The 21,647-nt window shown below is 67.6% G+C and carries 21 protein-coding genes, 4 tRNA genes and 1 riboswitch; of the genes, 12 read left to right on the top strand and 13 right to left on the bottom strand.

The window, feature by feature from the left end; translation table 11 throughout:
- Positions 1-43 precede the first annotated feature (43 nt).
- Entirely contained in the window at positions 44-721 is a 678-nt protein-coding gene (locus tag ACNQFN_RS21595) for a response regulator (RefSeq protein ID WP_068635818.1), read from the top strand.
- Complete coding sequence (locus ACNQFN_RS21590; protein WP_418647523.1) at positions 718-2,145, top strand: sensor histidine kinase N-terminal domain-containing protein; 1,428 nt, start codon at positions 718-720, stop codon at positions 2,143-2,145. Before ACNQFN_RS21595 ends, ACNQFN_RS21590 begins: the two co-directional genes overlap by 4 nt.
- Positions 2,146-2,185: 40 nt before the next feature.
- Here the strand turns inward: ACNQFN_RS21590 and ACNQFN_RS21585 are convergent, their stop codons facing one another.
- The 3 genes from ACNQFN_RS21585 to ACNQFN_RS21575 form a co-directional block, all read right to left on the bottom strand.
- The gene (locus ACNQFN_RS21585; RefSeq protein WP_068635816.1) at positions 2,186-2,851 is read right to left on the bottom strand and encodes an alpha/beta hydrolase; all 666 of its coding nucleotides are present in this window, start codon (positions 2,849-2,851) and stop codon (positions 2,186-2,188) included.
- Positions 2,848-3,168, bottom strand: a complete 321-nt coding sequence (locus tag ACNQFN_RS21580) for a (2Fe-2S) ferredoxin domain-containing protein (protein ID WP_068635815.1) — start codon at positions 3,166-3,168, stop codon at positions 2,848-2,850. The genes ACNQFN_RS21585 and ACNQFN_RS21580 overlap by 4 nt, the downstream gene beginning before the upstream one ends.
- 84 nt (positions 3,169-3,252) lie before the next feature.
- Positions 3,253-4,356: a VanZ family protein gene (locus ACNQFN_RS21575; protein WP_418647522.1), complete on the bottom strand. Its 1,104-nt coding sequence runs from the start codon at positions 4,354-4,356 to the stop codon at positions 3,253-3,255.
- Positions 4,357-4,590: 234 nt separating this feature from the next.
- Between ACNQFN_RS21575 and ACNQFN_RS21570 the strand changes: the two genes are divergently transcribed.
- The 6 genes from ACNQFN_RS21570 to ACNQFN_RS21545 all read left to right on the top strand — a co-directional run bounded on the left by ACNQFN_RS21570 (position 4,591) and on the right by ACNQFN_RS21545 (position 15,263).
- Positions 4,591-8,091, top strand: a complete 3,501-nt coding sequence (locus ACNQFN_RS21570; RefSeq protein WP_418647521.1) for a DUF2126 domain-containing protein — start codon at positions 4,591-4,593, stop codon at positions 8,089-8,091.
- Positions 8,092-8,098: 7 nt separating this feature from the next.
- Entirely contained in the window at positions 8,099-10,801 is a 2,703-nt protein-coding gene (locus ACNQFN_RS21565) for a circularly permuted type 2 ATP-grasp protein (RefSeq protein ID WP_418647520.1), read from the top strand.
- Entirely contained in the window at positions 10,782-11,780 is a 999-nt protein-coding gene (locus ACNQFN_RS21560; RefSeq protein ID WP_083953497.1) for a transglutaminase family protein, read from the top strand. Before ACNQFN_RS21565 ends, ACNQFN_RS21560 begins: the two co-directional genes overlap by 20 nt.
- Positions 11,781-11,928: 148 nt before the next feature.
- Entirely contained in the window at positions 11,929-13,359 is a 1,431-nt protein-coding gene (locus ACNQFN_RS21555) for a circularly permuted type 2 ATP-grasp protein (protein WP_418648947.1), read from the top strand.
- Positions 13,360-13,429: 70 nt separating this feature from the next.
- Complete coding sequence (locus ACNQFN_RS21550; RefSeq protein WP_068635811.1) at positions 13,430-14,377, top strand: alpha-E domain-containing protein; 948 nt, start codon at positions 13,430-13,432, stop codon at positions 14,375-14,377.
- A 73-nt stretch (positions 14,378-14,450) separates the two neighbouring features.
- Complete coding sequence (locus ACNQFN_RS21545) at positions 14,451-15,263, top strand: proteasome-type protease (RefSeq protein ID WP_068635810.1); 813 nt, start codon at positions 14,451-14,453, stop codon at positions 15,261-15,263.
- A gap of 72 nt (positions 15,264-15,335) precedes the next feature.
- Here the strand turns inward: ACNQFN_RS21545 and ACNQFN_RS21540 are convergent.
- Positions 15,336-15,412 (bottom strand) — tRNA-Asp (locus ACNQFN_RS21540).
- 93 nt (positions 15,413-15,505) lie between these two features.
- On the opposite strand from ACNQFN_RS21540, the gene ACNQFN_RS21535 reads away from it, so the two are divergent.
- The 4 genes from ACNQFN_RS21535 to crcB all read left to right on the top strand — a co-directional run bounded on the left by ACNQFN_RS21535 (position 15,506) and on the right by crcB (position 17,855).
- Positions 15,506-15,889 (top strand): hypothetical protein, encoded by a 384-nt coding sequence (locus ACNQFN_RS21535; protein WP_157659109.1) that lies wholly within the window; start codon positions 15,506-15,508, stop codon positions 15,887-15,889.
- Positions 15,890-15,905: 16 nt separating this feature from the next.
- Complete coding sequence (locus tag ACNQFN_RS21530) at positions 15,906-16,406, top strand: MarR family winged helix-turn-helix transcriptional regulator (protein ID WP_418647519.1); 501 nt, start codon at positions 15,906-15,908, stop codon at positions 16,404-16,406.
- Positions 16,407-16,608: 202 nt separating this feature from the next.
- Positions 16,609-17,268, top strand: a complete 660-nt coding sequence (locus ACNQFN_RS21525) for a cysteine hydrolase (protein WP_418647518.1) — start codon at positions 16,609-16,611, stop codon at positions 17,266-17,268.
- A 68-nt stretch (positions 17,269-17,336) separates the two neighbouring features.
- Positions 17,337-17,403, top strand: a riboswitch (Fluoride riboswitch).
- Between the two features lie 68 nt (positions 17,404-17,471).
- Positions 17,472-17,855 (top strand): fluoride efflux transporter CrcB, encoded by a 384-nt coding sequence (gene crcB / locus ACNQFN_RS21520; protein WP_068635807.1) that lies wholly within the window; start codon positions 17,472-17,474, stop codon positions 17,853-17,855.
- A gap of 7 nt (positions 17,856-17,862) precedes the next feature.
- Here crcB and ACNQFN_RS21515 read toward each other — a convergent pair whose 3' ends face one another.
- The 9 genes from ACNQFN_RS21515 to ACNQFN_RS21475 all read right to left on the bottom strand — a co-directional run bounded on the left by ACNQFN_RS21515 (position 17,863) and on the right by ACNQFN_RS21475 (position 21,637).
- Entirely contained in the window at positions 17,863-18,063 is a 201-nt protein-coding gene (locus tag ACNQFN_RS21515) for a hypothetical protein (protein ID WP_418647517.1), read from the bottom strand.
- Positions 18,064-18,247: 184 nt separating this feature from the next.
- The gene (locus ACNQFN_RS21510; RefSeq protein ID WP_068635805.1) at positions 18,248-18,967 is read right to left on the bottom strand and encodes a glutamine amidotransferase; all 720 of its coding nucleotides are present in this window, start codon (positions 18,965-18,967) and stop codon (positions 18,248-18,250) included.
- A 112-nt stretch (positions 18,968-19,079) separates the two neighbouring features.
- Entirely contained in the window at positions 19,080-19,781 is a 702-nt protein-coding gene (locus ACNQFN_RS21505; RefSeq protein ID WP_418647516.1) for an RES family NAD+ phosphorylase, read from the bottom strand.
- The gene (locus tag ACNQFN_RS21500; protein ID WP_068635804.1) at positions 19,778-20,152 is read right to left on the bottom strand and encodes an antitoxin Xre-like helix-turn-helix domain-containing protein; all 375 of its coding nucleotides are present in this window, start codon (positions 20,150-20,152) and stop codon (positions 19,778-19,780) included. Before ACNQFN_RS21500 ends, ACNQFN_RS21505 begins: the two co-directional genes overlap by 4 nt.
- A 185-nt stretch (positions 20,153-20,337) precedes the next feature.
- A tRNA-Gly gene (locus tag ACNQFN_RS21495) sits at positions 20,338-20,413 on the bottom strand.
- Between the two features lie 31 nt (positions 20,414-20,444).
- Positions 20,445-20,519 (bottom strand) — tRNA-Thr (locus tag ACNQFN_RS21490).
- Between the two features lie 77 nt (positions 20,520-20,596).
- A tRNA-Lys gene (locus ACNQFN_RS21485) sits at positions 20,597-20,672 on the bottom strand.
- Positions 20,673-20,768: 96 nt separating this feature from the next.
- Positions 20,769-21,323 (bottom strand): crossover junction endodeoxyribonuclease RuvC, encoded by a 555-nt coding sequence (ruvC, locus tag ACNQFN_RS21480; RefSeq protein ID WP_068635803.1) that lies wholly within the window; start codon positions 21,321-21,323, stop codon positions 20,769-20,771.
- Positions 21,320-21,637 carry a heavy metal-binding domain-containing protein gene (locus ACNQFN_RS21475; protein ID WP_068635802.1) on the bottom strand — a complete coding sequence of 106 codons (318 nt, stop codon included), beginning with the start codon at positions 21,635-21,637 and terminating at the stop codon, positions 21,320-21,322. Before ACNQFN_RS21475 ends, ruvC begins: the two co-directional genes overlap by 4 nt.
- Positions 21,638-21,647: the final 10 nt, after the last annotated feature.

Below are 21,647 nucleotides of genomic sequence, written 5' to 3'. Positions count from 1 at the left end.
AGTCAATATTCCCACGTCCGGCTTTCTGCTCACTTTCAATCCCATGCGCCTGCTGCTCGTCGAAGACCATACCGAACTGGCCGAATGGGTCCGCAGGACCCTGTGCCAGGCCGGCTACGTGGTCGACGTGCTCGAACGCGGCGACCACGCCGACCTTGCGCTGCGCACGCAGTCCTATGATCTGGTGATTCTCGATCTGTCGCTGCCCGGCATGGATGGGCTGGACGTGCTGCGCCGCCTGCGCGAGCGCCAGCAGGGCCCACCCACCCCCGTGCTGGTGCTGACGGCGCGTGGCGCCACCGAGGACCGCGTGTGCGGCCTCAACCTCGGTGCCGACGACTACCTGGCCAAGCCCTTCGATTTCGCCGAGCTGGAAGCCCGCATCAAGGCGCTGCTGCGTCGCAGCGGCAACCTCGTGCCGATGGTGCGCATCGGCCGGCTGAAGTTCGACACCACGGCCCGGCTGGCATGGGTCGACGGCAGGACGCTGGCGCTGACGCCGCGCGAACTGGCGGTACTGGAGGTCCTGCTGTCGCGCAGCGGCCGCCCGGTGGCGCGCGAGGCCCTGTTCGAGAAGGTGTTCGACTTCGATGCCGATGCCCGCGTCGAGGCCATCGAGATCTACATCTCCCGCCTGCGCAAGAAGCTCGAAGGCTCGGGCGTCGCCATCAGCACCTTGCGCGGACTCGGCTACCTGCTGACCGAGGCGGGCAAGGATTGAGGTCGCACGCCGACCATCCGGCCCGTGGCAGTCTGCGCCGGCGCATCGCGCTGTGGCTGCTGCCGCCGCTGGCCGTGCTGCTGGGCATCAATGCGCTGCTGTCCTACCGCAGTGCGCACGAAGGCGTCAACCGCGCTTACGACAGCGCACTCACTGCTTCGATCCGCGCCGTGGCCGAGCGCGTGCATTCGCTCGACGGCGAAATACAGCTCGACATTCCCTATGCCGCGTTCGAGGATGCCGCGCAGGAGCGCATCTACCACGCGGTGATCGACGCTGCCGGCACGGTGCTGACCGGCTACGACGACCTGCTGCCGCCGCAGGAGTTGCCGGACATCGGCGAAGTCCGTATTTCCGATGCCGCCTATCGCGGCTATGCGGTGCGCCTGGCGGCGATGCGCAAGCGGCTCTACGACCCCGCGGTGCCGGTCGATGACCGGGTGACGATCCTGTTCGCGGAAACCACCGACACCCGCAATGCACTCGCCCGCGACCTGTTCCTGGACAGCATGCGTTTCCAGCTCGCGCTGATCCTGGTGGGCGGTATCGTCATGGTGCTGGCGCTGGATTCGGCCTTCCGTCCGCTGCTCGAACTGCGCGATACCATGCGCCGGCGCGATGCCGAGGATCTGATGCCGGTGGTGGCGGACAAGGTGCCGAGCGAAGTCGCGCCGCTGATCGACGCCATCAACCACCACATGGAACGGCTGTCGGCCATGCTCGTCGCCCGCCGCCGCTTCCTTGCCGATGCCGCGCACCAGATCCGCACCCCGCTCGCCGTTCTCGGCACCCAGACCGAATACGGCCTGCGGCTGTCCGACCCGGAAGAGATGCTGAACACCTTTGCCGGCCTGCACAGGAGCATCCGCAGCGCCCGGCGGCTGGTCAACCAGATGCTGACGATGTCGCGCGCAGAGTCCGACGACGGTTTCATCGGCGAGCGCACGACCGTCGATCTCGATGCGCTGGTGAAGGACGTGGCGATGGACCTGGTGCCGCTGGCCCTGACCAGGGGGATCGATCTCGCCTTCGAAGGGCTGGGCCGCAGCGTTCCGATCGAGGGCAACGGGCCGATGCTGCGCGAAATGGTGGCCAACCTGCTGGACAACGCGATCCGCTACAGCCCGGCCGAGAGCCAGGTCACGCTGGCGCTGGCCGCCTTCGACGGGCAGGCGATGATCAGCGTCTGCGACCAGGGGCCCGGCATTCCCGAGGCCGAGCGCGAGAACGTGTTCCATCGCTTCTATCGCATCCTCGGCCAGGGGGACAGCGAGGGCAGCGGCCTGGGGCTGTCGATCGTGCGCGAAATCTGCGATGCCCACGGCGGCCGCGTGAGCATGAAGGACGGCCCCGGCGGGCGTGGCCTGTGCGTCGAGGTCGAACTCGCCTGCAAGCCGGCGATGTCCACGGACGCCAGGCGATGAGCGGCGGTGGCCCGGCCGGGCATTCCGCCGGCGGGTGCGTTCAGCCGTGGTCGGCGTGGGCTACGTTGCGGGCGATGAGCTCGCGGATGATGTGCAGCTTGCCGTGGAAGAAATGGTCGGCGCCCGGCACCACGATCACCGGCAGCTCCTGCGGCCGCGCCCACTCGAGTACGTTGGCCAGTGCCACGGTTTCGTCGTTCTCGCCGTGGATCAGCAGCGTCGGAATGTTCTTCGGCACCGTCGGCGTCTGGTAGCGGCGGCCGCTGCCGGTGGTGTCGCCGGCGGCGGTGCCGACCAGGATCAGTTGCCGCGGCGGCGCGATGCCGTCGGCGAGGTGGTTGGCGACACGCACCTGCACGTAGCCGCCGAAGGAGAAGCCGCCCAGCGCCAGCGGCAGGCTGCCCCAGCGCGACTGCGCCCAGCTGATCACCGACAGCATGTCATCGGTCTCGCCGATGCCTTCGTCGTGCTTGCCTTCGCTTTGGCCCACGCCGCGGAAGTTCGGCCGGATCGCGGCGAAGCCGAGGTCGCGGTAGCAGCGCGCCAGGGTGTGCGCCACCTTGTTGGTGTTGGCGCCGCCGAACAGCGGATGCGGGTGGCACACCAGAGCGATGCCGCGCACGGTTTCCGGCGCGTCGATCAGGACTTCGATGTGGCCTTCGGCGCCGCGCAGCAGCGCGGACTCGGTGGGCAGGGAGCGGCTCATGCTTCCTCCGGCAGGCGCAGGCGCTCGACGATGCGGCCATGCACCAGATGGTTGTCGATGATGTCGTCGATGTCTTCCTCGTCCACGAAGGTGTACCAGACATTGTCAGGGTAGACCACCAGCACCGGGCCGTCGTCGCAGCGGCCCAGGCAGCCGGCCTTGTTGATCCGCACGCTGCCCTTGCCGCGCAGGCCGAGCGAGGTGCAGCGGTCCTTGGCGTAGGCCTGCAGTTCGCTGGCGCGATGGTCGTTGCAACAGGTTTCGCCGCCGGCGCGCTGGTTGCAGCAGAAGAAGACGTGGTGCTTGAAATAGCTCATGGTGTCCGGTGGTTTCGCAAAGGGGCGCAGATCGGGGACGGGCCGGCGCGGGAGCGGGCCGGCCAAGCGGAAAGGCAGTGGCGATTATAGGCCCTGGCGCCGTTCGCCTGCCTTTGCGGTCAGATGTTCGCCGCGCCACAGGCCGAGCGCCGACAGGTAGGCCAGCGCCATGAAGGGCCACAGGCTGTCGACCCATTCGGTCAGGCCATGGAAGTTCAGCACGTTGCTCAGCTGGGCGAGCTGCCGGTTGTAGGCCAGGTAAGGGTTGTCGGGCATCAGGTTGACCAGGGCGGTGGCGCCCAGCAGCGCGGTGCCGGCCAGTGCGTGCTGGGCGAGGCGGGGCAGCAGCAAGGCGGCGGCCAGCAGCGCGCTGCCGATCGCCAGTCCCCGCTCGGCGCCCGGCGTCAGCCAGGCCAGCGGTGCGCCGGGCTCGAAGAAGGTGGCGGTGGCCAGGCTCTTGGCACCGATGCCCAGCGCCAGCAGCAGCACGATGGGCAGCGGGTTGCGTGCGCGCATCATGCAGCGCGCGAAGAGACCGACGGCCAGGATCGAGGCTGCGGTCAGCGCGGTGTCGAAGGCGATGAAGCGCTCGGGGCTGAAGGGCAGCGGCGCGGTGATGTCGAGCAGCCTGCGCAGATTGCCGCTGGAAAACAGCAGGTCGGTGGCGCTGAGCTGGCTCAGCAGCCACAGGCCGAGCAGGACCAGGCCGGCTTCGCCGGTGCGGCCGCCGATGATCCAGGCCGTGCGCCAGCGATGGATGATGCCGCCGGGGCCGAACCAGTCCTGCCCCCAGCGTATCCCCAGCATCGCGCCGAGCAGGCCGCCCAGGGTGTTGGCGCCGACGTCGAGGTTGCTGGCGATGCGGCTGGGCAGCAGGTTCTGCAGGGTTTCCAGGCCCAGGCTCAGCAGCGCCGCCAGCAGGGTGATCCGTGCGACGCCGCGCCAGGGCGATCTGCCCGCCGGCAGCGCGGCGGCGGCGAGGAAGCCGAAGGGCAGGTAGCCGAGGATGTTGAACAGGAAGTCTTCGAGGATGAAGTAGCGCGGCCATGGCGCCCACAGATAGTCGAACAGCGGCAGCCCGCTGTCGCGCCAGCCCGTCAGCGGATACAGGCAGGCGTAGGCCATCAGCGCCGCATAGGCGATGGCGAGGTTGCGGGGCAGCGAGGCGGGGGACGTGTTCCGGTTCATGGCGTAGAGGGACGAGGAGCCTGCACATGCGGTGCCCCGATGTCCGAACCCCCGGGATTCTGCCAGTTCCCCGAGGGCTGCGGTCGATGCACTGCCGTGGTGCGCGATGTGCATTCCAGGTGCGCGGCCGCCGCCGCCAGCCGGCGAATCGGGCGGGCGCGGCCACGGTTTGCGGATGTGCATGGTTCTTGCTGTGAAGCAGGCTGTCGCTCAACCGTGTCCTGCGAGGCTCTCGTGTCCATCCACGTCAAGCTGAACCACATCACCCATTACCGCTACGACCGCCCGGTGGCGCTGTCGCCACAGGTCGTTCGCCTGCGCCCGGCGCCCCACTGCCGCACGCCGATCCACGCCTACTCGCTGAAAGTGGCGCCGGCGGAGCATTTCATCAACTGGCAGCAGGACCCGCAGTCCAATTACCTGGCGCGATTGGTCTTCCCGGAAAAGACCTCCGAGTTCCGCGTCGAGGTCGATCTGGTCGCCGAGATGTCGGTGATCAACCCTTTCGACTTCTTCCTCGAGCCCCACGCCGAGAAGATTCCGTTCAGCTACGAGGACGAGCAGCTCGTCGAGCTCGAGCCCTACCTGGTCAAGGCACCGGCCGACGTGCTGGGACCGAAGTTCCATGCCTATCTGGAGTCGATTCCGCGGGAGCCACTCCCCAGCGTCGATTTCCTGGTCGCGATCAACCAGCGCCTGCAGCAGGACATCCGCTATCTGGTGCGGCTCGAGCCCGGCGTGCAGACGCCGCAACAAACCCTGACGCTGGCGAGCGGCTCCTGCCGCGACTCGGCCTGGCTGCTGGTGCAGTTGCTGCGCCATCTGGGGCTGGCAGCGCGCTTCGTGTCGGGCTACCTGATCCAGCTCACGCCCGACGTGAAATCGCTCGACGGCCCGTCCGGCACCGAAGTCGATTTCACCGACCTGCACGCCTGGTGCGAAGTCTACCTGCCCGGCGCCGGCTGGGTCGGGCTGGACCCGACGTCCGGCCTGTTCGCCGGCGAAGGCCACATTCCGCTCGCCTGCTCGCCCGAACCGTCCTCGGCGGCGCCGATCACCGGCTTCACCGACGAGTGCGAATGCGAGTTCGAGCACCACATGAAGGTCGAGCGGGTGTGGGAAGCGCCGCGCGTCACCAAGCCCTACACCGAGGAACAGTGGGCGGCGATCGAGACGCTCGGCCACCGCATCGATGGCGATCTGGACGCCAACGACGTGCGCCTGACCCAGGGTGGCGAGCCGACCTTCGTGTCGCTCGACGACCGCGACGGCGCGGCCTGGAACGGCGATGCGCTCGACCCCTTCGAGCGCGATCCTCATTCCAGCCACGTCTCCAGGCCCAGCAAGCGCACGCTGGCCGAGAACCTGATGTTCCGCCTCAAGGACCACTACGCGCCGCAGGGCCTGCTGCATTTCGGCCAGGGCAAATGGTATCCGGGCGAGCAACTGCCGCGCTGGTCGCTGAACTGCTACTGGCGCAAGGACGGCGAGCCGCTGTGGCGCGACCCGGAGCTGTTCGCGCGCGAGCTCTCCGGCACCCGGGCGGACGAGGCGGTCGCGCGCGACTTTCTCGCCCGCGTCGCCGAACGCCTCGGCGTCGCCGGCAAGTGGATGATGCCGGCCTACGAGGACGCCTGGTACTACCTGTGGCGCGAGCGCAAGCTGCCGGCCAACGTCGATCCGCACGACTCGCGCGTCGACGACCCGCTTGAGCGCGCCCGCCTGACCAGGATCTTCGACCAGGGCCTGAAGGAAGTCATCGGCCACGTGCTGCCGATCGTGCGCAGCCACACCGGCCCGCGGTGCTGGCAGAGCGGGCCGTGGTTCCTGCGCGCCGAGCGCCTGTACCTGATCCCGGGCGATTCGCCGATCGGCTACCGCCTGCCGCTGGACTCCCAGCCCTGGGCCGGCGAGGGCGACTATCCGTGGGTCCATCAGACGGATCCCAACCAGGCTTTCCCGGCGCTGCCGGCGCACGCGGCACTGCGCCATCAGCTGCGTCCGGCGGGCGTGGCGGTCGGTGCCGACAGCGGCCTCGGCTTCGAGGCGCATTCCGGTGCCTGGACGCCCGGCCGTGCCGAGCATGGCGGCCAGCATGAGGTCGACGGCGAGGCGGCGAGCGCGTCGATGGCGCTGCCCGGTGCCGACACCGCGGCGCTGGCCAGCCGCGACGAGCGCTACGACCCGGCGCGCCGGCCCGCTCCCTTCGAGTCCGCCGGCTGGATCACCCGCAGCGCGATATGCGCCGAGCCGCGCGGCGGCCTGCTGTACATCTTCATGCCGCCCACCACGGTGCTGGAGGATTATCTCGAAGTCGTCGCCGCGGTCGAGGCCACCGCCGAGGAATTCGCCTTGCCGGTCGTGCTCGAAGGCTACGAGCCGCCGTCCGACCCGCGCCTGTCGCACTTCCGCATCACCCCAGACCCCGGCGTGGTCGAGGTCAACATCCACCCGGCCGGCTCTTGGGACGAACTGGTCGAGCGCACCACCACGCTGTACGAGGAAGCCCACCAGTCGCGCCTGTCGACCGAGAAGTTCATGCTCGACGGCCGCCACACCGGCACCGGCGGCGGCAACCACTTCGTGCTCGGCGGCGCCACGCCGGGGGATTCGCCCTTCCTGCGCCGGCCCGACCTGCTGCGCAGCCTGGTCAGCTACTGGCACAACCACCCCAGCCTGTCCTACCTGTTTTCCGGCCTGTTCATCGGCCCCACTTCGCAGGCGCCGCGCGTCGACGAGGCGCGCCACGACTCGGTGCATGAGCTGGAAGTCGCCTTCCAGCAGTTCCCCGATCCCGGCGTGCAGGTGCCGCCCTGGCTGATCGACCGCCTGCTGCGCAACCTGCTGATCGATACCACCGGCAACACCCACCGCGCCGAGTTCTGCATCGACAAGCTCTACAGCCCGGACGGCCCCACCGGCCGCCTCGGCCTGCTGGAACTGCGCGCCTTCGAGATGCCGCCGCATGCGCGCATGAGCCTGGCGCAGCAACTGCTGCTGCGCGCGCTGATCGCCCGCTTCTGGCAGCAGCCCTACGCGCCGGACCGCCTGCGGCGCTGGGGCACCGAGCTGCACGACCGCTTCCTGCTGCCGCACTGGGTGGCGGAGGACTTCCGCGACGTCATCGACGAGTTGCGCGAGTTTGGCTACCCGATGGAGTTCGGCTGGTTCGCGCCGCATTTCGAGTTCCGCTTCCCGAAATACGGCGAGTTCGCCGCGCGCGGCGTGCAGGTCGAATTGCGCATGGCGCTCGAACCCTGGAACGTGATGGGCGAGGAAGGCTCGGCCGGCGGTACGGTGCGCTACGTCGATTCCTCGGTGGAGCGCCTGCAGGTCAAGGTCAGCGGTCTCAACGACGACCGCCACGTGCTCACCTGCAACGGCCGCGCGATACCGCTGCAGCCCACCGGCATCGTCGGCGAGTTCGTCGCCGGCGTGCGCTACCGCGCCTGGCAGCCGCCGTCCTGCCTGCATCCGACCATCGGCGTGCATGCGCCGCTGGCGTTCGACCTGGTCGATGGCTGGATGCAGCGTTCGATGGGCGGCTGCATGTATCACGTCGCCCATCCGGGCGGGCGCAACTACGAGGTCTACCCGGTCAATCCCTACGAGGCCGAAGGCCGGCGCCTGGCGCGTTTCACCACCACCAGCCACACGCCTGGCCGCATCGTGCCTGCGTCGGCGCTGCGCAACGCCGACTTCCCTTTCACACTCGACCTGCGCCGCCAGGCCTGAGGACGCCATGCAGCTTCAGCCGCAGAGCCCGCCCGAACTGCTCGCCCATTACGCTGCGCGGCCGGACCGCTACGACGAACTGTGCCAGCGCATCGGCAGCGTGGTGGTGCTGCGGCCGCACTGGCGCGATTTCTTCCACCGGCTGGCGGCGATGCCGCCGGCCGAGACCGAAGCGCGGCGGACGGCGCTGCGCCGCCTGGTGCACGAGAACGGCATCACTTACAACGTGTATGCCGACCCGCGCGGCTTCGAGCGGCCGTGGGAGCTCGACCTGCTGCCCTACATCCTGCCGGCGGCGGAATGGGCGCAGATCGAGGCCGCGGTCATCCAGCGCGCCACGCTGTTCAACCTGATCCTCGCCGACCTCTACGGCGAGCAGAGCCTGCTGCAGCAGGGCCTGATCCCGCCCGCGCTGATCTACGGCCACAGCGGCTTCCTGCGGCCGCTGGTGGGCGCCAAGCAGCCGCGCGACCTGTTCCTGCACCTGTATGCGGTGGATCTGGCGCGCTCGCCCGACGGCCGCTGGTGGGTGGTGGCCGACCGCACCCAGGCGCCATCCGGTGCCGGCTATGCGCTGGAGAACCGCGGCGTGGTGGCGCGCGCCTTGCCGGAGCTTTATCGCGCGGCCGGCGCGCAGCCGCTGGCGCCCTTCTTCGAGGACTTCCGCGACAGCCTCGCCGCGCTGGCACCCCAGGGGGCGGGAGAAGACGAGGCGCCGCTGATCGTGGTGCTGACGCCCGGACCGTACAACGAGACTTACTTCGAGCACGCCTTCCTCTCCCGCGAGATGGGTTTTCCGCTGGTCGAAGGCCAGGACCTGACGGTGCGCGACGAACAGGTCTTCCTGCGCACGCTGGACGGCCTGCGCCGGGTGCATGTGATCCTGCGCCGGGTGGACGACATCTGGTGCGACCCGCTGGAACTGCGCGACGACTCGGCGCTCGGCGTGGCCGGGCTGGTGGCGGCGGTGCGTGCCGGCGGCGTGACGGTGGCGAACGCGCTCGGCAGCGGCATTCTCGAAACCGGCGCGCTGCTCGGTTATCTGCCGCGGTTGGCCGAGCACCTGCTCGGGCAGAAGCTGAAGATGCCGTCGGTGGCGACCTGGTGGTGCGGCGAGGCCGCGGCCTGTGCCCATGCGCTGTCGCGACTGGACGAACTGGTGGTCAAGCCGGCCTACCCGGCGATGCGCGGCGGGCCGGTGTTCTGCCGCGACCTGCCGCCGGCGGAGCTGGCGGCGCTGGCCGGGCACATCGCCGAGCGGCCTTTCGACTTTGTCGCGCAGGAAATGGTGAATATCTCGCAGGCGCCGGTGCTGGCCGACGAGAAGGAGGCCGCCGGCGGGCTGGTGGCGCGCAACATCGGCCTGCGGGTGTTCGTCGCCGCCTCGGCCGACGGCTTCCGCGTGATGCCGGGCGGCCTGGTGCGCGTCGCCCCTGAAACCGACATGCGCGTGGTGTCGATGCAGCACGGCGGCGGCAGCAAGGATGCCTGGGTGCTGGGCGGCGCCGCATCGACGGTGCGCCGGCCGGTGTCCGCCATGCCAGTCATCCCCGGCCAGCTCGCGCCGCGCGAGCTCGACATGCCGCTGCCCGGCCTGGCGAGCCGGGTCGCCGAGAACTTCTTCTGGCTCGGCCGCTACAGCGAGCGTGCCGACGGTTCGGCACGCCTGGGGCGGGAAACCCTGAGGCGGCTCGGCGGCCTGGTGGAGTTCGATCATCGCCCCGTGGCGAAGGCGCGCGACGATGACGCCGGGCCATGGGCGACGCCGACGCTGGTCGCGCTGGCCAGCCTGTGCGAGTGTTGCGGCCTGCGGCTGTCCGCCGGCGAAGAGGCTGCCCAGGAAGGGGCCGCCCGGGAGAGGGCCGCCAGGGGAGAGGCGGCGGCGCAGGATGGCGCTGTGCCGCCGCCCGAAGATGGCCCTCTTGCTGCGGAGTGCGGCATCGAGCGGCTGGCGGGCGCATTGTTCGACGAGCGCCAGAGCGGCAGCGTGGTGACCAGCCTGCGTGGCGCGCTGCGTTTGGCGGCCCAGTTGCGCGACCGGCTGTCGCCGGACAGCTGGCGCATCTACAAGCGCCTGGCCGAATTCGCCACGCCTGCGCCGGCCGCGCCAGGCCTGAGCGAAGCGATGCATCGCCTGGACGAGTCGCTGCTGTCGCTGGTGACGCTGTCGGGCTTCGTCATCGAGAGCATGCCGCGCGATGCCGGCTGGCGCTTCCTGTCCATCGGCCGCCGCATCGAGCGTCTGCAGTTCCTGACTTCGGCGCTGGCAGCGCTGCTGACGGTGCCGGAGCAGGGCGCGCTGGAGGCGCTGCTGGCCGTCACCGACGGCGAGATCCGCTATCGCAGCCGCAACGCGCGCGGACTTGCGCCACGGCCGGTCGCCGAACTGGTGATGTTCGACCCCGACAATCCGCGCGCGCTGCGCTACCAGATCGAGTCGCTGATCGAGCACGTCGCCCGCCTGCCGGACGGCAGCTTGCTCGGCGAGCCCTTGCAGGCGCTGCTGGCCGAACTGGATGCCGAGCGCGACAGCGACTGCTTCGACTGGCTGGCGCTCGATCCCCGCAAGCCAGTCGTGGCGGAGGCGCGGGAAACCATTGCTCTGCTGCTGCGGCGCATCTGGGACGCCGGCAATGCGCTGGCCGACGGCATTTCCCACCGCTATTTCACCCATCTGGATGCGCGCAGCCATGCAACCGCCTCGCGCTGAAAAGCCTTCCGCTTCCGCGCCGGCCGCTGCCGGGCCGTCGGAGCAGTGCTACGAGATCACCCACGACACCACCTACCGTTACGCCAGCCCGGTGCTGCTGTCGCAGCAGATCGCCCATCTGAGCCCGCGTGCGATGCCGCGCCAGCGCCTGTTCGCGCATCGCCTGGCGATTTCGCCCGAGCCGTCCACGCGCAGCGAGCGCCTGGACTTCTTCGGCAACCCGACGACGCGCTTCGGCCTGTATGTGCCGCACGAACGGCTGAGCGTGCAGGCGGTGAGCGTCGTCGGCGTGCAGACGCAGGACTGGCCCGAGCCGGCGCAGAGCCTGCCGTGGGAAGCCGCGCGCGACCATCTGCGCGATGCGCTGTCGGGCCACGCGCCCTTGCAGGTCGATGCGCGCGACGCCGGCCAGTACCGCTTCGCCTCGCCCTTCGTGCAGCTCGGCGAGGAAACCGCGACCTATGCTGCCTATGCCGCGCGCTGCTTCACGCCCGGCCGGCCGCTGCTGGAAGCGGCGCAGGCGCTGTCCTCGCTGATCCATGCCGAATTCCGCTTCGATCCGGCGGCCACCAGCGTCGCCACGCCGGTGGCCGAGGTCTTCGCCGAACGCCACGGCGTGTGCCAGGACTTTTCCCATCTGATGATCGCCTGCTTGCGCGCGCTGGGGCTGGCGGCGCGCTACCTGTCCGGCTACCTGCTCACCGAGCCGCCGCCGGGGCAGTCGCGGCTGATCGGCGCCGACGCTTCGCACGCCTGGGTCGCGGTGTGGTGCCCGGGCATCGGCTGGGTGGAGTTCGATCCCACCAACGCCGTGCAGCCGGCACAGGGCCACGTCACGCTGGCCTGGGGGCGCGACTACGGCGACGTCTGCCCGCTGCGCGGCGTGATCCTGGGCGGTGCCAGCCATGCCGTGGACGTCGCGGTGACGGTGATGCCGGTTCCGCTCCCGGCATCCGGCGAACGCCATGCACCAGCATGATGCATCGCATGCCAGGCTGGTGCGCACCAGTCGGAGGCGTGCCGGCCGATTGCGCCGATGTGCGGTATTCCGCGCGCGTCAGGACGCTTGGCACGCTTTCTGCTGTGGTAGCGCGCAAGGGAGCCCGACAATGATCGCAGACATCAAGATGACCGTAGCGAAACCCTATGACGAAATGCATGCCGCCGACGGCTCGGTGCGCGCGCATTATCGCAGCTATGCCGACTGGCTCGAACGGATGCCGCGCGAACGCATCGAGCGCAAGCGCGGCGAAGCCGACGTCGCCTTCCATCGCGTCGGCATCACCTTCAACGTCTATGGCGCCGACGGCGGCAAGGAGCGGCTGATTCCGTTCGACCTGCTGCCGCGCATCATTCCGGGCGACGAATGGACGGCACTCGAAGCCGGCCTGCGCCAGCGGGTGAGGGCGCTCAACGCCTTCCTGAGCGACGTCTATCACGATCAGGAAATCCTCCGCGCCGGCCGCATGCCGTCCGAACTGGTACTGAACAACGCCCAGTTCCGCACCGAGATGAAGGGTGTGGACGTGCCTGGCGGGCTGTACGCGATGATCGCCGGCATCGACCTGGTGCGCGCGGCGGGCGCCGACGGCAAGGGCGAGTACTACGTGCTGGAGGACAACCTGCGCGTGCCCTCGGGCGTCAGCTACCTGATCGAAAACCGCAAGATGATGATGCGGCTGTTCCCCGACCTGTTCTCGCGCTACCGCGTGCAGCCGGTGGAGCACTATCCCGATCTGCTGCTGGAGACGCTGCGCGCGGTCGCGCCCGAGGGCGTGCTCGACCCCACCGCGGTGCTGCTGACGCCGGGCGCCTACAACAGCGCCTACTTCGAACACAGCTTCCTCGCCCAGCAGATGGGGGTCGAACTGGTCGAAGGCCAGGACCTGTTCGTCAAGGACGACACGGTGTATATGCGCACCACCCAGGGGCCGCGCCGGGTGGACGTCATTTACCGCCGGATCGACGACGATTTTCTCGATCCGCAGGTGTTCCGCGCCGACTCCATGCTCGGCGTGCCCGGCCTGATGTCGGCCTACCGCGCCGGCCGGGTGACGCTGGCCAATGCGGTCGGCACCGGCGTCGCCGACGACAAGTCGATCTACCCCTACGTGCCGGAGATGGTGCGCTTCTACCTGGGCGAGGAACCCATCCTCAACAACGTGCCCACCTACATGCTGCGTAGCGAGGAGGACCTCGCCTACACGCTCGCCCATCTGCCCGAGCTGGTGGTGAAGGAAGTCCATGGCGCCGGCGGCTACGGCATGCTGGTCGGGCCGGCGGCGACCAAGGCCGAGATCGAGCATTTCCGCCAGCTCATCATCGCCGCGCCGGAGAAATACATCGCCCAGCCGACGCTGTCGCTGTCGACCTGTCCGACTTTCGTCGATGCCGGCATCGCGCCGCGCCACATCGACCTGCGCCCCTTCGTGCTGTCGGGCGGCAAGGAGATCCGCATGGTGCCCGGCGGCCTGACGCGGGTGGCGATGCAGGCCGGCTCGCTGGTGGTGAATTCCTCGCAGGGCGGCGGCACCAAGGATACCTGGGTGGTCGGCTGAGGCCGCTCACCTGCCTTCAGCCGCTTGTCCCCGTCCGTACCCCATATCCGATGAAACCGGGAGAACGATCATGCTGAGCCGTACCGCCGATCACCTCTACTGGATGGCGCGCTATACCGAACGTGCGGAGAACACCGTGCGCATGCTCGACGTTTCTTACCGGATGTCGCTGCTGCCGCGCAACAACGGCAGCAGCGACGACGGCTGGGGCGCGATCCTCGCCATCAGCGAACTGACCGACGCCTACGCCCGCAGCGGACGGCCGCTGACGGCGCGCGACGTCATCGAGTTCGTCGTGCTCGACCGCGACAACCTGTCGAGCGTGTGGAACTGCCTGCGCGCGGCGCGCGAGAATGCGCACGCGGTGCGCGGCACGCTGACCGCGGAAATGTGGGAAACCACCAACGCCACCTGGCTCGAAATCCGCGACATGACCCCGGAAAAGCTGCAGGTGACCGACCTCGGCGAGTTCTTCGAGTGGGTCAAGTTCCGCTCCCACCTGCTGCGCGGCGTCACCTTCGGCACCATGCTGCACGACGATGCCTTCCAGTTCGTGCGCCTGGGCACCTTCCTCGAACGCGCCGACAACACCGCGCGCCTGCTCGACGTGAAGTACCACAACCTGTTGCCGCAGACCGAGAGTCCGACCGGCACCACCGACTACTACCAGTGGGGCGCGCTGCTGCGCTCGGTGTCGGCCTTCGAGACCTACCGCCACGTCTACCGCGACGTCATCACCCCCTACAAGGTCGCCGAATTGCTGATCCTCAACCACGCCATGCCGCGTTCGCTGCATGCCTGCGTCGACGAGGTCAACGACATCCTCGGCGAGATCGCCAACCTGCACTCGGCCGAAGCCGCGCGCCAGGCCGGCGAGCTTCACGCCACGCTGCACTACGGCCGCATGGACGATATCTTCGACACCGGCCTGCATCCCTGGCTCGAGCGCTTCCTGGAGCGCATCAACCGGCTGGGCGACCGCATCGGCGACAACTTTCTCGTTCCGGTCGCCGCCTGAACGCTTCCTGGCGGCGCCCCTGGTTTGCTCGTGGGCCGGCGGCGCCGAACAATGACCCGACAGGACTGCCCGCATGACCTATTGCGTTGCGATGTGCCTCGACGAAGGACTCGTCTGTCTGTCCGATTCCCGCACCAACGCGGGCGTCGACCATATCAACACCTTCCGCAAGATGACCGTCTTCGAGCGTGCCGGCGACCGGGTGCTGGTGCTGATGAGCGCCGGCAACCTCGCCATCACCCAGGCGGTCATCAACATCCTGCGCGAGCACGCGGCGGTGCAGGACCGGCAGAGCCTGTGGAGCGCGCCGACCATGTTCGAATGCGCGCGCCTGGTGGGCGACACCATTCGCCGCGTGCATCAGCGCGATGCCGAGGCCTTGCAGCAGTTCGGCGTCGAATTCAACGCCTCCTTCATCCTCTGCGGCCAGATCGCCGACGAGCCGCCGCGGCTGTTCAGCATCTATGCCGCAGGCAACTTCATCGAGGCTTCCAGCGACACGCCCTACTTCCAGATCGGCGAATCCAAGTACGGCAAGCCGATCGTCGACCGGGTGGTCAATTGCCGCACCTCGCTCGACGAGGCGGCCAAGTGCGCGCTGATCTCGATGGACTCGACGATCCGCTCGAACCTGTCCGTCGGCCTGCCGCTGGACCTGCTGATCTACAGGCGCGACAGCCTGAAGGTGACGCGCCATGTCAGCATCGACGGCGACAACCCCTATTTCGACATGATCCACAACCAGTGGGGCGCCAATCTGCGCCGGGTGTTCGCCGAACTGCCCGATCCCGACTGGGCGACCTGGCCGCAGGAAGCCGTGCCGCGTCCGCGTGTGCGGGACATGGGCGAGACGGCCGTATGCGAAGCCGCCGGCAAGAAGGGATGACGCAGGATGGATGCAGTGGGACGAAAAAAGAAAAGGGCTGCGTGTGATCGCAGCCCTTTCCCGGGATGAGCATGGCGGAGTGGACGGGGCTCGAACCCGCGACCCCCGGCGTGACAGGCCGGTATTCTAACCAACTGAACTACCACTCCTGAATCGAGGCCCGCTCGAGCCCCGACCTTGAAACCGAAAGGGCCGGCAGAACGCCTGAGCCCATCTGTAACTGTTTGATCTGGCGGAGCTTCATGAAGCTCCGCGACATCAGTGCGGCGCATTATCCACGAATGCCCGAGGGCTGGCAACACTTGGCGGCAAGGCTTCCAGCTCATGCCGATCCGCGTTCGAAAGCATGGAAACTGTCCGATCAGCCCCGCTCACCGACCGGACATCCTTTGGTTATTGAATACAAGCTGGTATCAGGCGGCGAAGCGCTGGCAGCCGTCCCGCACCGTGCGCCCGAGCCGGGCCAGTTTCGTTTCCTTGGCGCGTGGCGTGCGGCTACCGGTTCGGAACTGGCCTCGGCGCCTGTGCCTGAAGAGGACTGCCGCCGGGGGCTGCGCCCGTGGCATTCAGCGGATCTGGAAATCGGATTCGTGCTTTGGCCTATTCATGTAGTAAGCTACATTTAAGCCAAGGATGAATTCCATGTTCGAACTCAAGGATTTGCCCAGCTACGACACCCTCGCGGCCTTCGGGGAAGCCTATGGCAACCCTGACGTCGATGGCCTGCACACCTGGCTGCTCTGGGCCTCTGCCACCAAGGAGATGTTGTCTGCCTTCGAGAGCAACCTCGCCCGCAATGGCGGTCTGTCGCAGTCGCAGTTCTTCGTGCTGATCCTGCTCAAGCGCAACCCCGCGGGCCTGAGCGTGGGCGCGCTGGCGCAGGGTGTGGGCGTCACTTCGCAGACCATGACGCGCATCATCGACCGCATGGAGGGCGAACGCTTGTGCCAGCGCGAACCCGATCCGCGCGACCGCCGCGCCTGGCTGCTGCGGTTGGCGGAGCGGGGCGATGCGCTGCTGGGCAAGGCCTTGCCCGCGCATTACGCGTGGGTGGCGAACCTGATGCGCCATTTCAGCGCGGAGGAGCGGCAACTGCTGACGCATCTCATGGGCAGGCTGCATCAGGCAGGCGTGACGCAGTAGTTCCAGGACATCCGGACAGCTGGATAGGAAGCTTTCAAGACACAGGACACATCATTGCGGTAAATATGTAGCTGGCTGTATTTCAGTGTTCGAATGCGTGCCGCACCGAATACCTGTCGCCAACACGTACATGCCATCAGCAGAAATGCGCGGAACCGCGACGCCCCGGCCGTTCTTTGTGCCTTCACCAAGGAGATCAAGCATGACCGCAACTCATTCCACCGAATCCCCGGCGCCCGTCGGCAGGTCCGGGCTTGCTCGCAGTGCCTTCGTGTTCATCGAGTTCCAGAACGAATGGCTGGACGCAACCGGGCCGCTCAAGCGCATGATGCAGGACCGGGCCCTGTTCGACACCGCCGTGGCAAATGCCGCAAGAATCATCGCGCGTGCCAGGGCCTTGAATGCCAACATCGTGCATGCGGGCCTGATGCTGACCGAAGACCCCGGCTACCTGGTTTTCGGCAAGGGCAATGGCAAGTCGGGCCTCAAGGGGGCCATACCTGCTGCCGGTACCTGGCGCGACGCCGAGCGCGTGCGCTTTCCGGAGCCTTTCGCACCCCGGCGTGGAGAGTTCGTCGTCGCGGGCCGTTCGGGGGCCAGCGTCATCACCAACTCCAACCTGGATCCCTACCTGCGCAACAACGGCATCGACCATCTGTACCTGCTCGGCTTCGCCCTGCATGTCTGTGTCGAATCGACGCTGCGCCACGCACACGATCTCGGCTATGAAGTCACCGTGATCAGCGATGCCGCCCCCGCATTCACTGCGCAGCAGCAGGCGCACGTCATCGGGCAGGTCGTGCATCACTTTGGCCGCAGCATGACGACGGAAGAATTGCTCGAAACCCTGGACCATGTTTGAACCTGGTTTCTACGTGACGGCCGAACTGCGGCTCATGCTGGTGCTGGCGCTTGTCGTGAGGCGCTATACTGGCGGGCGGAGATGGCATTCCTCCATTAACCGCCGCAGCGTGCGGCTGATGATGCCTACGATTGGCCGGGCAGGCCGCGTAGGTATGCGCTGCCTGTCCTCGATGACAAAAGAATGATGAGGACGATTCAGCAATGTGGAAACCCATCATCGCCATTGCCGTGGGCTCGGTGCTCGGCGGCCTCCTGCGCTGGGGCCTGGGTCTCAAGCTCAACAGCCTGTTTCCCGCCATGCCGCCCGGCACGCTGGCGGCCAATCTGATCGCGGGCTACCTGGTCGGCCTGGCCGTGGCCTTTTTCGCCCAGATGCCCAGCCTGTCGCCCGAATGGCGCCTGCTGGTCATCACCGGTTTCTGCGGTGGGCTGTCCACCTTCTCGACCTTCTCGGCCGAGATCGTTCATCTGTTGCAGCGGGGCCTGTACGCAGGGGCGATGGGCGCGGTCGCCATTCATGTCGCGGGGTCGGTGGTGATGACGCTCCTGGGCATCGCTACGGTGGCGTGGCTGCGGTCTTCGTGATGCGGCGTCATCCATTCGTGGAAGGTGTGCCGGCGGCGTCGGGCATTTGCCGCCTCGCCGCCAGCGCAAGTGCCACCACTGCGAGCACGAGCGGCACGAAGGAGACCCACAGCACCGTGTTCCAGCCATAGGCCGGCAGCAGTCCGCCCGACGAGAACGAACCCAGCGCCATCAGGCCGAACACGATGAAGTCGTTGAACGACTGCACCCGCGTCTTCTCTTCTGGCCGGTGGCTCTCCAGCACCACCGCGTTCGCGCCGGCCAGTGCCTGCGCGATGGCAAGCCGCCAGATGTTGCCGCGCTGGGTTTTCTCAGGCAGCAGGTCGGGGTGACGTCCATGGTGGCCGTGTGTTCGTCGGTCAGTGTTTCTGGGTCGTGCCGTGATGGGCCGCCTACGTGCCTTCCCGGCTGCCTTGCGGGCCGTCGAGTGCCAGCACGGCGAATCGCGCCAGCAGGCTGGCTGCTTCGGGTGTCGGATGGGCGGTGGCGCCGGATGCCGGGGTGAGCCGGTCGAGATAGCCTTGCATCGCGGCAGCGGAAAACTCGGGGTGGAATTGTACGCCCCAGGCGCATTTGCCGATGCGAAACGCCTGATGCGGCTCATGCGCATTGCGTGCCAGCCGGGTGGCGCCGGGCGGCAGCTCCAGCGCCGATTGCCGATGCACGAACTGGGCAGGGAAACTTTCGGGCAAGGCCGCGAACAAGGGGTCCTGCCGGGCGGCAGGTGTCAACTCCACGGCGTGGGTGCCGATCTCCAATCCCGCCGGATGGTCGCCGACCCGTCCGCCCAGCGCATGGGCGAGCAGCTGGTGGCCGTAGCAGATGCCGAGCACCGGCACCTCCGCATCCACGCAGCGCTTGAGCCATTGCCCCAGCCGCTCGCTCCAGGCGGCGCGCTCGCTCACCATCGCGTGCGAGCCGGTGACGACCACGCCCGCGATGTCCACCGGATTCGGCAGGGCCGGGCTGGTGCGTGCATCCAGGCAACGGTGCGGGGTGGATGGCCCCAATCCGGCGGCAATCCAGTCGCTGAAATCGCCTGCCGAATCTCGGGAATGGCGGATTTCGGGATGAGGTTCGCCGGTGACGGCGATGAGGATGGGCTTCTGCATGGAGCGTGGTTGTATTGGAGAAGGAATGGAATGCCTGCAAGTTTAGCGATCCGGCGGGCAGGCGGCGCTCCTCGGCGTTTGCTGGACGCATGCCAGTCTTCGTTGGCCGGCATCAGAAGTTCCAGACGAAGCTCTGGCCATTCCCGGTGAACATCACCGACCTCCGGGAGGCTTTGCAGGCCCAGTGCTGGATCGTCCGATCGAGGGATGGGCCGGGCTCGAAGAGGCTGTCCGGGTCGAATGCCACGGCGCAGCGCTCCGTCGGGGCACGCGCCGACTCGTAGCTCAGCCACTGTACCTCGCGTTCCCGGGCAGCGACGGCCACGGCGTGGGTAGCGCTGTAGTCGCCGCCATGTGTCCATGCGGCGCGCGCCTGCACCCAGGGCCTGGACATCAGGTCGATGGACAGTCCCTTGATGCTGGCCCGGAAGAAGCTGTGCTCGGTGAGCAACACTTCGTCCTGCAGGCCCGCGCTGTCGATGATGAACCGGTGCCGCCAATATGCGACCTCGGCGCATGCGCCGTAGATGTTCTCGGCGCCGTACCACTGGCCTTTCGACCTGGGGGCGCGGAAGCGGCTCGCGTGGGTGGGGTTGTAGCGGAACGGGGTGATCAACAGGTAATGCTTGGGGCGGGCCGTATGCGGTAGTGCCGGCTTGCTGCCTTCCAGTAGCGATTCCAGCAGGCCCTGTTCTTCCGGTGTATCCACCAGGCGCATCGTGGAAACCACATGTTGCGCTTCGACGCCGCGCCACGCATCCATGCTGCGCACGGAAATCGAGCCATCGAACCAGCTCGAGTCCCAGGCCGTCACGAGGGTGCCCGCATGCCGTCGAGGTAGTTCAGCGTGGCGACCAGCCCTTCGGCCTTCTGGACAAGCTTGCGGGGCTCTCCGCCGAGCGCATCATTGGGGCTGTTCATCCATGCGAGGCGCTTCCGGTCGTCCGTGCCCACCAGCGCATCCAGCGACCGGTAGACGCGCACCAGAAGCAGCGCCAACTCGCCTTCTTTCGATTCAGGATCGATGCGCTTGTCGCCTTTCAGGATGCGCGAGACGGTAGGCTCGCTGACGCCGATGGTACGTGCGATCGCCGCACCTGAAAGCCCCAGCAGATGGCCCGCTCTGGCCGTGGCCTTCGCCAGCACTTCACCGGGGTTGGCTTTGCTTGCTGCACCTTGCTTCATGGCGCTCCCCTGATGGGTGGGATTGTTTCCACGGAAATATTATCGATCAGGTGTCGAATATTTTCACGTAAAAACTGTGGTCAGTGTGCTTTGCGCGAGGAGTTTGCAGTGTTCAGAAACGAAAAAAGGAGCCGAAGCTCCTTTTTCCCTGCAGTCCACCGATCTCGTGCGTGGCTGCGCCGTTCTGGAGCGGGAAACGAGTCTCGAACTCGCGACCTCAACCTTGGCAAGGTTGCGCTCTACCAACTGAGCTATTCCCGCGTAAAACCTTGGCTGGCCAGGTACTGCAACCTGGTGCCCATGGGCAGGATCGAACTGCCGACCTCTCCCTTACCAAGGGAGTGCTCTACCACTGAGCCACATGGGCAGTTCCTGCCTGCTCCCGGACCGTTCAGGGCCGGGATTGAAAAAGCCGACCCTTTCGAATCGGCCTTTCATGCTGTCTGGTGGGGGCACAAGGACTCGAACCTTGGACCAATTGATTAAGAGTCAACTGCTCTACCAACTGAGCTATACCCCCGGTGCCTTGCGGCGGATCGGCGTTTCCGTCGATCAAGAGCCGCGAATTATAGAGAGGCTCGCCGTCCGGCGCAATATCCGCGCAGATATTTTTTACTCAGGCCAGGATGCGGCCCGCGCGCCGCCGCGTGCCGAGGCCTGCGATGCCGCCGAGCCCCTGCGCGCCGTGCGCATGGCAGATGGCGCAGGCGAGCGCGTCGGCGGCGTCGGGGCTGGGGCAGGCATCGAGCGCCAGCAGGCGCTGCACCATGTGCTGTACCTGCTCCTTGGCCGCCTTGCCGTAGCCGACCACCGACTGTTTGACCTGCAGCGCGGTGTATTCGGCCACCGGCAGTTCGCAGGAGACCGCGCCGCAGATCACCGCGCCGCGCGCCTGGCCCAGCAGCAGCGTGGACTGCGGGTTGACGTTGACGAAGACCTTCTCGACCGCGACGACGTCGGGCTGATAGGTGGCGATGACTTCGCGCACGCCGTCGAGCAGGGTCTTGAGGCGGCCGGGCAGTTCGCCGTCCTTGGTCCTGATGCAGCCGCTGGCGACGTAGCGCAGCTGGCTGCCGAGCTGGTCCACCAGGCCGAAGCCGGTGATGCGCAGTCCGGGGTCCAGCCCCAGGATGCGGGTGGCGACGCTGCGCGAGGCGGAAATGCCGCTCAAACCTGCACGGCGGTGCCGCTGACGCACACCATCAGCATGCCGTTGTCCGCGCCCAGCACTTCGTAGTCGACGTCGATGCCGATGACCGCGTTGGCGCCGAGCTTCTTCGCTTCGGCCTGCATCTCGTCCATCGCGATGCGGCGGGCGTCGGACAGCGTGCGCTCGTAGGCACCGGCGCGGCCGCCGACGACGTTGCGGATCGACGCGAACATGTCCTTGAAGATGTTCGCGCCGATGATGGCTTCGCCATTGACGACGCCGAGATACTGGCGCACCGGATGGCCGTCGAGCGAAGCGGTGGTGGTCATCAGCATGGTCGTGCTC

Source organism: Thauera butanivorans (genome assembly GCF_048398245.1).
Taxonomy (GTDB): domain Bacteria; phylum Pseudomonadota; class Gammaproteobacteria; order Burkholderiales; family Rhodocyclaceae; genus Thauera; species Thauera butanivorans.
Note: the sequence above shows the minus strand (reverse complement) of the source record. Positions and strands in the feature narration are given on the sequence as shown.